10 protein-coding genes and 1 pseudogene are annotated in these 9,858 nt (G+C 70.1%); 7 read left to right on the top strand and 4 right to left on the bottom strand.

The window, feature by feature from the left end:
- The coding region (locus tag ACTS11_RS04325) for a PfkB family carbohydrate kinase (RefSeq protein WP_442639114.1) at nt 1–602 on the top strand (602 nt) is incomplete at its 5' end.
- Here the strand turns inward: ACTS11_RS04325 and ACTS11_RS04320 are convergent.
- Nucleotides 599–1,024, bottom strand: a complete 426-nt coding sequence (locus tag ACTS11_RS04320) for a MarR family winged helix-turn-helix transcriptional regulator (RefSeq protein ID WP_442639113.1) — start codon at nt 1,022–1,024, stop codon at nt 599–601. The two genes, ACTS11_RS04325 and ACTS11_RS04320, sit on opposite strands and share 4 nt — an antisense overlap.
- 74 nt (nt 1,025–1,098) lie before the next feature.
- On the opposite strand from ACTS11_RS04320, the gene hmgA reads away from it, so the two are divergent.
- The 5 genes from hmgA to ACTS11_RS04295 all read left to right on the top strand — a co-directional run bounded on the left by hmgA (nt 1,099) and on the right by ACTS11_RS04295 (nt 5,830).
- Nucleotides 1,099–2,460 carry a homogentisate 1,2-dioxygenase gene (hmgA, locus tag ACTS11_RS04315; protein ID WP_442639112.1) on the top strand — a complete coding sequence of 454 codons (1,362 nt, stop codon included), beginning with the start codon at nt 1,099–1,101 and terminating at the stop codon, nt 2,458–2,460.
- Nucleotides 2,461–2,528: 68 nt separating this feature from the next.
- Nucleotides 2,529–3,479 (top strand): MBL fold metallo-hydrolase, encoded by a 951-nt coding sequence (locus ACTS11_RS04310; protein ID WP_442639111.1) that lies wholly within the window; start codon nt 2,529–2,531, stop codon nt 3,477–3,479.
- 23 nt (nt 3,480–3,502) lie between these two features.
- Nucleotides 3,503–3,994 carry a DinB family protein gene (locus ACTS11_RS04305; protein ID WP_442639110.1) on the top strand — a complete coding sequence of 164 codons (492 nt, stop codon included), beginning with the start codon at nt 3,503–3,505 and terminating at the stop codon, nt 3,992–3,994.
- A gap of 13 nt (nt 3,995–4,007) precedes the next feature.
- Nucleotides 4,008–5,627, top strand: coding sequence for an FAD-dependent oxidoreductase (locus ACTS11_RS04300; RefSeq protein ID WP_442639109.1), 1,620 nt, complete (start codon nt 4,008–4,010; stop codon nt 5,625–5,627).
- Nucleotides 5,624–5,830 carry a DUF2783 domain-containing protein gene (locus tag ACTS11_RS04295; protein WP_442639108.1) on the top strand — a complete coding sequence of 69 codons (207 nt, stop codon included), beginning with the start codon at nt 5,624–5,626 and terminating at the stop codon, nt 5,828–5,830. Before ACTS11_RS04300 ends, ACTS11_RS04295 begins: the two co-directional genes overlap by 4 nt.
- A 6-nt stretch (nt 5,831–5,836) precedes the next feature.
- Here ACTS11_RS04295 and ACTS11_RS04290 read toward each other — a convergent pair whose 3' ends face one another.
- On the bottom strand, nt 5,837–7,180 hold the full coding sequence (locus ACTS11_RS04290) for a UDP-glucose dehydrogenase family protein (RefSeq protein WP_442639107.1): 1,344 nt from the start codon (nt 7,178–7,180) through the stop codon (nt 5,837–5,839).
- Nucleotides 7,181–7,438: 258 nt separating this feature from the next.
- Here ACTS11_RS04290 and ACTS11_RS04285 point away from each other — a divergent pair, with 258 nt between their 5' ends.
- Nucleotides 7,439–8,887, top strand: coding sequence for an NAD-dependent succinate-semialdehyde dehydrogenase (locus ACTS11_RS04285; protein ID WP_442639106.1), 1,449 nt, complete (start codon nt 7,439–7,441; stop codon nt 8,885–8,887).
- A 6-nt stretch (nt 8,888–8,893) separates the two neighbouring features.
- Here ACTS11_RS04285 and ACTS11_RS04280 read toward each other — a convergent pair whose 3' ends face one another.
- Together ACTS11_RS04280 and ACTS11_RS04275 are read right to left on the bottom strand one after the other, a co-directional pair.
- Nucleotides 8,894–9,592: a GntR family transcriptional regulator gene (locus ACTS11_RS04280; protein WP_442639105.1), complete on the bottom strand. Its 699-nt coding sequence runs from the start codon at nt 9,590–9,592 to the stop codon at nt 8,894–8,896.
- A gap of 51 nt (nt 9,593–9,643) precedes the next feature.
- A pseudogene (locus tag ACTS11_RS04275) lies at nt 9,644–9,858 on the bottom strand (3'-5' exonuclease); the annotation flags it as partial.

The following is a 9,858-nucleotide window of genomic DNA, read 5'->3' as shown; positions in this document are numbered from 1 at the left end:
GAATCCACAAAAAACCCCGTTGCCGGAAGAATTCGTGGACGGCTTGGGCGCAGGCCGACGTCATCGGCGGCGCGAAGGTCTTCGTCACGCAGCTGGAACAGCCGCAGGAGGCCGCGATCCGCGCGCTCGGCATCGCGCGGTCAGGCGGGGCGGCGACGATCCTGAACCCGGCCCCGGCGGCGGAGATCCCCGACGCGATGCTCGCGCTCTGCGACTACGTCACGCCGAACGAGACGGAGGCCTCCGAACTCACCGGCATCGAGGTCCGCGACCTGGCGAGCGCCGAGCGGGCGGCCGCCGCGCTTCTGGCACGCGGTGTCGCGAAGGCCGCGATCGTCACGCTGGGCGAGAACGGCTGCCTCTGGTTCGACGCCAAGACGGCGCTCCACGTGCCGGCCCTGAACGCCGGCCCGGTGGTCGAGACGACGGGCGCGGGCGACGCCTTCAACGGGGGCTTCGCCGTGGCGCTGGCCGAGGGGATGGCGCCCGAGGCCGCACTGCGCTTCGCCAACGCGACCGCCGCGATCTCGGTCACGCGGCCGGGGACGGCGCCCTCCATGCCGTCCCGCGCCGAGATCGAGGCGCTGCTGGCGAGGGGCTAGCCCGCGAGGTCCCGCAGGAGGCGGCGCAGCTCGGCCAGCCGCGCCGCCCCGATCCGCATCTCGAGCGCGCGCTCGTGCTCGGCCGCCGCCTCCGACAGCTCGGCGAAGGCCGCGCGCCCCGGCGGGCGCAGGCTCAGGAGCTCCACGCGCCGGTCCGCCTCGCTCGCCCGCCGCTCGAGGAAGCGCTTGCCTTCCAGCGCCGCGACGGCTCGGGACACCTTGGTCTTGTGGATGCTGGCGCGATCCGAGATCTCGCGGGCCGACATCTCGCCGTACCGCCCGAGGTGGAAGAGCACGCGCCACTCGGTCCGGAGCATTCCGTAGCGCTCGCGGTAGACGCGGGAGAATCGCTGCGATTCCGCCTCGGCCGCCCGGTTCAGCAGGTAGGGCGTGAAGTCGCTGAGTTCGAACCCGTCCGCCATGCTTTGCCTTCGCCACCCTTGTTGGTTACAAAAGTAACAATACACCTGTGGAGCGAGAAAGGGAGGACCGCGCGATGACCGACCAGTCCCCGTCCCGCCGGATGGTGCAGGACCGGAACGCCCAGGGCACCCATCCGGGCTACATGCCGGGCTTCGGCAACGACTTCGAGACCGAGGCGCTGCCGGGCGCGCTGCCGCAGGGCATGAACTCGCCGCAAAAGTGCGAGTACGGCCTCTATGGCGAGCAGCTTTCGGGCACCGCCTTCACCGCGCCCAGCCACCAGAACGAGCGCACATGGTGCTACCGGATCCGCCCCTCGGTGAAGCATTCGCGGCGCTACACGAAGATCGACCTGCCCTACTGGAAGACCGCGCCCCATGTGGTGGAGGACGTGATCTCGCTCGGCCAGTACCGCTGGGACCCGGTGCCGCATTCCGACACGCCACTGACCTGGCTGACGGGCATGCGGACGATGACGACGGCGGGCGACGTGAACACGCAGGTCGGCATGGCCTCCCACATCTACCTCGTGACCGCTTCGATGGTGGACGAGTACTTCTACTCCGCCGACAGCGAGATCCTGATCGTGCCGCAGGAGGGCACGCTCCGCTTCTTCACCGAGCTTGGCATCATCGACCTCGCGCCGCAGGAGATCGCCATCATCCCGCGCGGGTTGCTCTACCGCGTCGAGGTCGTCGAGGGGCCGGCCCGCGGCTTCGTCTGCGAGAACTACGGGCAGAAGTTCGAGCTGCCGGGCCGCGGGCCCATCGGCGCGAACTGCATGGCCAACCGGCGCGACTTCAAGACCCCCGTGGCCGCCTTCGAGGACCGCGAGGTGCCCTCCACGGTGACCGTCAAGTGGTGCGGCCAGTTCCACGTCACCGAGATCGGGCACAGCCCCCTCGACGTCGTGGCCTGGCACGGCAACTACGCGCCGGTGAAATACGACCTCACCACATACTGCCCGGTGGGCGCGATCCTCTTCGACCACCCGGACCCGTCGATCTTCACCGTGCTGACCGCGCCCTCGGGCGTGCCGGGGACGGCCAACATCGACTTCGTCCTCTTCCGCGAGCGCTGGATGGTGGCCGAGGACACGTTCCGCCCGCCCTGGTACCACAAGAACATCATGTCCGAGCTGATGGGCAACATCTACGGCCAGTACGACGCCAAGCCCCAGGGCTTCGTTCCCGGCGGCATGAGCCTGCACAACATGATGCTGCCGCACGGGCCCGACCGCGAGGCCTTCGAGGGCGCCTCGAGCGCGGAACTCGCGCCCCACAAGCTCGACGACACGATGTCCTTCATGTTCGAGACGCGGTTCCCGCAGCACCTTACGGCGTTCGCGGCGAAGGAGGCGCCGCTGCAGGACGACTATATCGACTGCTGGACGAGCCTCGAGAAGAAGTTCGACGGAACGCCCGGCACGAAGTGACGGGCCCGGATCTGCCGGCAGATCCGGGCCGGAAAAGCCGGCTTTTCCGGCGCCCAGGGAGGAAGGGCATGAGCAAGACATTCGCCAGCGCGGGCGACATGGCCGAGAAGCGCGTCAGCTTCGACGAGATCGGCCCGGGCCTCTACGCCTTCACCGCCGAGGGCGACCCGAACACCGGCGTCATCGTCGGCGACGAGACCGTCATGATCGTCGAGGCGCAGGCGACGCCCAGGCTCGCGCGGAAGGTGATCGACTGCGTCCGCTCCGTCACGGACAAGCCGATTAGCCACCTCGTCCTCACGCACTACCACGCGGTCCGCGTCCTCGGCGCCTCGGCTTACGGCGCGCGCGAGATCGTCATGTCGGACGCCGCCCGCGCGATGGTGGCCGAACGCGGGCAGGAGGATTGGGAGAGCGAGTTCGCCCGCTTCCCCCGCCTCTTCCAGGGGCACGAGGAGATCCCGGGTCTCACCTGGCCCACGACGACCTTCTCCGACGCGATGACCGTCTGGCTCGGCAAGCGACGCGTCGACATCTTCCGCCCCGGCCGCGCCCACACGGCGGGGGACGCCGTGGTGCTGGTGCCCGACTGCGAGGTGATGTTCACCGGCGACATCGTGGAATACCACTCCGCCTGCTACTGCGGCGACGGCTACCTGACCGAGTGGGGCGGAACGCTCGACGTGATCGCCGCCTTCGCGCCGCAGGCCATCGCGCCGGGGCGCGGCGCGGCGCTGGTCGGACCCGACATGGTCGCCGCCGCCATCGAGAGCACGCGCGACTTCGTCGAGAGCACGTACCGCCCCGCCGCCCGCGTGGCGGCGAGGGGCGGGTCGCTCAAGGACGCATGGGAGGCCGTGCGCGCGGCCTGCGATCCGAAGTTCTCGGACTTCGCGATCTACGAGCACTGCCTGCCCTTCAACGTCTCGCGCGCCTGGGACGAGGCGCGCGGCATCGAGACGCCGCGCATCTGGACCGCCGAGCGCGACGCGCAGATGTGGGCGGCGCTCCAGGGATGAGTGGGCGCGCGATCTTCCCGCGCATGGCGCGCAACAACGCCTGGGCGAACGCCCGGCTGCTCGGCGCGGTGGCCGCGCTGCCGCAGGCGGAGTTCGAGGCGCCGCGCACCGGCTTCTTCCCCTCGCTGAAGGAGACGCTCGGCCACATCTGGCTGGTCGATCTCTTCTATCTCGACGCGCTCGAGGGCGGCGGGCGCGGCCGCGCGATATTCCGCGAGGAGGAGGTTCCAGCGACCGCAGCCGACCTCGCCGTCCGGCAGGCCGCGGCCGACCGGCGGCTCATCGCCTTCTGCGATGCGGGCGTGGGGCCTGACGATCTGGTGTCGGTCGGCTGGCGCGGCGGCCCCGCGACGGAGCGGGCGGAGGACGTTCTCCTCCACCTCTTCCAGCACCAGGTGCACCACCGGGGGCAGGCGCACGCGATGCTCTCGGGGACGGACATCTCGCCGCCGCAGCTCGACGAGTTCTTTCCCGTCTTCCAGCGACCCGACGACGCCGCGGCCTTCCACGACTGAAGGAGAGGACCAGATGCCCGCCTATCCTTATGCCGAACAGCCCTTCGTCCGCCCGCCCGAACTCGACGGCGGCAGCACGGAGGCGCCCGTCGCCATCGTCGGCGCGGGGCCCATCGGCCTTTCCATGGCGATCGACCTCGCGCTCAGGGGCGTGGCCTCCGTCGTCCTCGACGACAACAACGTGGTCTCTGTCGGCTCGCGCGCCATCTGCTGGGCGAAGCGGACGCTCGAGATCTTCGACCGGCTGGGCGTGGGCGAGCGGATGCTCGCCAAGGGCGTGACATGGAAGGTCGGGCGGCTCTTCCACGGCGCGGAGGAGGTCTACCACTTCGACCTCCTGCCCGAGGCGGGGCACAAGTACCCGGCCTTCATCAACCTCCAGCAATACTATGTCGAGGAATACCTGCTCGACCGCGCGCGGGAGTTCCCCGACCTCATCGACATCCGCTTCCTCAACAAGGTCACGGGCCACGAGGACCTGGGCGACGGCGTCCGCCTCCACGTCGAGACGCCCGAGGGCGCCTATGCGCTCGAGGCCCTCTACCTCCTGGCCTGCGACGGCGCGAATTCCCCCACGCGCGAGCGGATGGGCCTGCCCTTCACCGGGCAGACCTTCGAGGAGCGGTTCCTCATCTGCGACATCGAGATGAAGGACAGCCCCTTCGGCGACCACGGCGTGCCCGAACGCTGGTTCTGGTTCGACCCGCCCTTCCACGCGGGCAAGTCCGCGCTCCTCCACAAGCAGCCCGACGACATCTACCGCATCGACCTGCAACTCGACGCCTCCGCCGACCCGAAGGCCGAGACGGAGGAGGACCGCGTCCTGCCCCGCATCCGCGCCATCGTCGGAGACAAGCCGTTCCGCATGGACTGGCTGTCGGTCTACCGCTTCCGCTGCATGATGCTCGACCGCTTCTTGCATGGCCGCGTGATCTTCGTGGGCGACAGCGCGCATGTCGTCTCGCCCTTCGGGGCGCGCGGCGGCAACGGCGGCATCCAGGACGTGGACAACCTCGGCTGGAAGCTCGCGGCGGTGCTGACGGGCGAGGCGCCCGAGACGCTGATCGACAGCTACGACGCCGAGCGGCGGCACGGGGCGGAGGAGAACATCCTGAATTCCGCCCGCGCCACGCGCTTCATGACGCCCAAGACGCCGGCCGAGGCGCTGTTCCGGGCCGAGACCCTGCGCATGGCGCACGACCAGCCCTTCGCGCGGGAGCTGATCAACTCGGGGCGGCTGTCGAGGCCGTGCTCGCTGGCGGGCTTCCCGCTCCAGACCGAGGGGGTCGCCCCGGTTCCGCCCGGCACCGCCATGCCGGACGCGCCCGTGGGCGGGGAGTGGCTGATTTCGCTCGTGCAGGGGGAATTCACGCTCGCGGGCTTCGGCAACGTCCGCCTGCCCGAGGTGCCGGGCATCCGCCGCATCGGGATCGGACAGCGTTCCGCCGAGTTTCCCTGCCACGACGATTTGCAGGGCTATGCGCTCGGCTGCTACGGTATGGGCCTCGCCTACCTGTTCCGGCCGGACGGGCACGTGGCGGCGGTCTTCGACGCGCCGACGGCCGAGACCGTGGCGGCCGCCCGGGACCGCGCGCTCGGGCGGAGCCCCGCCATGACGGAGACTGTCCTGTGAGCGCGCGCAAGACCTACCGGAGCGGCTTCTACGGACGCGGCGACGACGTCTATGACGCGCTGCTCGAGGCGCACGAGGGCCTCGACGAGGCCGGGAGCCGGGCGCTGAACGCGCGGCTCGTCCTCCTCCTCGCCAACAGGATCGGCGACGCCGACGAGGTGCGGGAGATCATCGCGACCGCCCGCTCCTACGCCGGATCGTAGGCCCGCTCACTCGGCGGCGAGCTTCGTTTCCTCGGGTTCCAGGCCGCCACGGCCCACGGCCTCGTAGGCCTCGAACCCCGCCTTCCGCACGTCCTTGGCGGAGTAGACGTTCCTGAGGTCCGCCATCCGCGGCGTCGCCATCTTCCTGGCCATCCGCTTGAGGTCGAGGGCGCGGAACTCGTTCCACTCCGTCAGGATCACCACGAGATCGGCGTTCTGCACCGCCTTGTAGGGATCGTCGGACCATTGCACGCCGGGGAGCAGCGCCTCGCCCTCGCGCCGGCCTTGCGGATCGACGACGCGCACCCGCGCGCCGCCGCCCACGAGCGCGGGCACGATGGTCAGCGAGGGCGCGTCGCGCATGTCGTCGGTGTTGGGCTTGAAGGTCACGCCGAGCACCGCGATCGTCCTGCCGTTGAACGTGCCGCCGCAGAGGTCGCGGAGCTTCTCGATCATCCGCACCTTGATCCCGTCGTTCACGCGGATCACCGTCTCGACGATGTTCTGGGGCGCGGCATGGTCCTGCCCGATGCGGGCCAGCGCCATCGTGTCCTTGGGGAAGCACGACCCGCCGTAGCCGGGGCCGGCATGGAGGAACTTGTTCCCGATCCGCCCGTCGAGGCCCATGCCCTTGGACACTTCCTTCACGTCCGCGCCCACCCGCTCGCAGAGCGCGGCGATCTCGTTGATGAAGGTGATCTTGGTCGCGAGGAAGGCGTTCGCCGCGTACTTGATCATCTCCGCGCTCTCGAGGTCCGTCGTGACGATCGGGAAGTCGCGCAGGTAGAGGGGGCGGTAGATCTCGGCCATGACCTCGGCCGCGCGCTCGGTCTGGACGCCGACGACCACGCGGTCGGGCTTCATGAAGTCGTCGATGGCCGCGCCCTCGCGCAGGAACTCGGGGTTCGAGGCCACGTCGAACTCGGCCTCGGGGTTGGCCTTGGCGACGACGTGCTTGACCTTGCGGTTGGTGCCGACGGGTACGGTCGACTTCGTGACGATGACGGCATAGCCGGTCAGGGCGCGGGCGACCTCCTCGGCGGCGGCCATCACGTAGCTGAGGTCCGCGTGACCGTCGCCGCGCCGGGTCGGCGTGCCCACCGCGATGAAGACGGCGTCCGCCCCCGCCACGGCCTTGGGCAGGTCGGTGGTGAACGAGAGGCGCCCCGCCTCCACGTTGCGCGCCATCAGCGCGTCGAGGCCGGGCTCGTAGATCGGCACCTCGCCGCGCTCGAGCATCTCGATCTTTGCGGGGTTCTTGTCGACGCAGACCACGTCATGGCCGAAGTCCGAGAAGCAAACGCCGGAGACGAGGCCGACATAGCCCGTGCCGATCATCGCGATCTTCATGCAGTCACTCCATCATGTATGCGGGCGAGACGGGCCGCCCTCCTGAAATATCTGTCCCGGCGTGCGGTTCCTGCCGCCGCCGTGCCGAATGGCGCACCGATACCCGAAAAAACCGGATGAGAAAACGGCAGAGTATGCGCCCGCGCGCGTCATCGCCCGTCGCGGGCGGGGTTGAAGGCCCGCGGCTTGGGTGCGACATGGAGCGGGACGGCCCGGCGGGCATCGCCGGGGCCACGCGACGACGCAAGGGAGGACGGCATGGCCGACTGGCAGGCATGGATGCGGCAGGCGAATTTTGTCGCCGGGGAATGGATCGGCGCGGACAGCGGCAAGACGATCGACGTGACGAACCCGGCGACGGGCGAGGTGATCGGCACGGTGCCCGCCTGCGGCGAGGCCGAGACGATGCGCGCCATCGACGCCGCCCACGCGGCCTTCCCCGAACTGGCGGGAATGGATCTGATGAGCCGCGTGGGCCTTCTGTGGAAGCTGCACGACGCGCTCATGGACCACCAGGCGGCGCTGGCCGAGCTCCTGACCGTCGAGATGGGCAAGCCGCTGGCCGAGGCGAAGGGCGAGATCGCCATCGGCGCGCAATACGTCCGCTGGTTCGCCGAGGAGGCGCGCCGCGCCAAGGGCGAGATCGTGCCCGCGGGCGTGAACGGCCGCCGCATCCTGGTGACGAAGCACCCGGTGGGCGTCGTCGGCATGATCACGCCGTGGAACTTCCCCTCCTCGATGCTGGCCCGCAAGGTGGCGCCCGCGCTCGCCGTGGGCTGCCCCGTCGTGGCAAAGCCCGCGACCGCGACGCCCTATTCGGGCCTCGCCTGGGCTGCGCTGGCCGAGGAGGTCGGCTATCCGAAGGGCGCGGTGAACGTGCTGACGGGTTCGGCCCGCGCCATCGCGGGTGCGATGATGGCGCGCGACGAGGTGCGGAAGATCACCTTCACCGGCTCCACCGAGGTCGGCAAGGAACTGATCCGCCAGTCCGCCGACACGGTGAAGAAGGTGTCGATGGAGCTCGGCGGCAACGCGCCCTTCATCGTCTTCGACGACGCCGATCTCGACGCCGCGGCCGAGGGGGCCATCGTCTCGAAATACCGCAACTCGGGCCAGACCTGCGTTTGCGCCAATCGCATCTACGTGCAGGCGGGCATCCATGACGCCTTCGTGGAGAAGCTGGTGGAGAAGACCCGCGCCCTCAAGGTCGGCGACGGCCGCGAGGCGGGCGTGGCGCAGGGCCCGCTGATCGACCGCGACGCCGTCGCCAAGGTCGAGGAGCTTCTGGACGACGCCAAGTCCAAGGGCGCCACGGTCGCGCTCGGCGGCTCGCGCCACCAGCTCGGCGGCACGTTCTTCCAGCCCACCGTCCTGACCGGGGCGACGCAGGACATGGCCTTCGCCACCGAGGAGATCTTCGGCCCCCTCGCGCCCGTCTTCCGCTTCGAGACCGAGGAGGAGGCCATCGCCATGGCCAACGCGACGCGCTTCGGCCTCGCCTCCTACGTCTACACGCGCGATCTCGGCCGCGCCTTCCGGCTGAACGAGAAGCTCCAGTACGGGATGATCGGCATCAACTCGGGCCTCATCACCACGGTCGAGGCGCCCTTCGGCGGCGTGAAGGAGAGCGGCCTCGGCAAGGAGGGCGGCAGCCAGGGCCTCGAGGATTACCTCGAGACGAAGTACGTCTGCATCGACGGGATCTGACGCGCCTCAGCCCCAGGTCGCGCCGTCGGTCGCGACGCGCAGGACCTGGAGCGCGATGGGTCGCCCCTTGCCGTCGCGCGCGACGCGGCGGATCACGAGGAGGGGCGTGTGCCGGTCGCAGGACAGCGCGACCGACTCCGCCATCGTCGTGAGCGCGGCCGACGCCGTCGCGTCGATCTCGGCGGGGTCGAGCCCGTGGACCGCAAGGAAGGCGGAGAGCTCGACCGGAGCCTCCTCGTCCAGCGCGGGAACGAGGGTTTCGGGCACCATCGTCTCCTCCAGCGCCGCCCGCTCGCCGTTCACCTTGAGGAGGCGTTCCACCACGGCCAGGCGCGGCTTGCCGAAGAGCGCGTGTTCGGCCGCGTCCGCGCCGCGCGTCGCGGATTTGGCGCGGTGGACGTCGAAGGCGACAGGCGCGCCGGCCGCGTCTCGCAGCTCCGCCGTCGGGCGCGGCGGCGCGGCAGCGGGTTTCGCCGGCACCACAGCCGCCCGCTCCGCCACGATGGTTCCCCGCCCGGGCTTGCGGCTGAGCAGGCCCATTCCTTCCAGCGTCATCAGCGCGCGCCGCATGGTGCCCTGGCTCACGCCGAACTCGTCGGCCAGGCCGAATTCGTTGGGCAGGCGGCGGCCCACCTCCCATTCGCCGGTCTCGATCCGCCGGATCATCTCGGTCTCGGCGGCCTTGTAGAGCGGTTTGCGCGCCATTGCGTTCTTCCCCCGTCGCTCGGGACCCTCTGCGCCAGATGGCGCAGCGCGTCAATTCAGGTGTTCGATCAGGCGGGAATGCCGGTCGAAGGCCGCGATCAGTGCCCCGAGATTGGGCAGGTCTGCCGCTTCCAGCATCGGGATCATCTTGCGGAAGGCCTCGCCCGTGCCGATGGCGTCGCCGATGGCGGTGTGTCGCTCGGCCTCCGGGATCGCGATGCCGAGCCTGTCGCAGACCGCGTCGAGCGTGTGCTCGGCCGATTGCC

The organism is Roseicyclus sp. (assembly GCF_052168335.1).
GTDB lineage: Bacteria > Pseudomonadota > Alphaproteobacteria > Rhodobacterales > Rhodobacteraceae > Roseibacterium.
Note: the sequence above shows the minus strand (reverse complement) of the source record. Positions and strands in the feature narration are given on the sequence as shown.

Excerpts from the sequence above, each read along its gene's own strand:
- ACTS11_RS04320 (WP_442639113.1), bottom strand. The coding sequence starts at position 1,024 with ATGGCGGACGGGTTCGAACTCAGCGACTTCACGCCCTACCTGCTGAAC.
- hmgA (WP_442639112.1), top strand. The coding sequence starts at position 1,099 with ATGACCGACCAGTCCCCGTCCCGCCGGATGGTGCAGGACCGGAACGCC.
- ACTS11_RS04310 (WP_442639111.1), top strand. The coding sequence starts at position 2,529 with ATGAGCAAGACATTCGCCAGCGCGGGCGACATGGCCGAGAAGCGCGTC.
- ACTS11_RS04305 (WP_442639110.1), top strand. The coding sequence starts at position 3,503 with ATGGCGCGCAACAACGCCTGGGCGAACGCCCGGCTGCTCGGCGCGGTG.
- ACTS11_RS04300 (WP_442639109.1), top strand. The coding sequence starts at position 4,008 with ATGCCCGCCTATCCTTATGCCGAACAGCCCTTCGTCCGCCCGCCCGAA.
- ACTS11_RS04290 (WP_442639107.1), bottom strand. The coding sequence starts at position 7,180 with ATGAAGATCGCGATGATCGGCACGGGCTATGTCGGCCTCGTCTCCGGC.
- ACTS11_RS04285 (WP_442639106.1), top strand. The coding sequence starts at position 7,439 with ATGGCCGACTGGCAGGCATGGATGCGGCAGGCGAATTTTGTCGCCGGG.
- ACTS11_RS04280 (WP_442639105.1), bottom strand. The coding sequence starts at position 9,592 with ATGGCGCGCAAACCGCTCTACAAGGCCGCCGAGACCGAGATGATCCGG.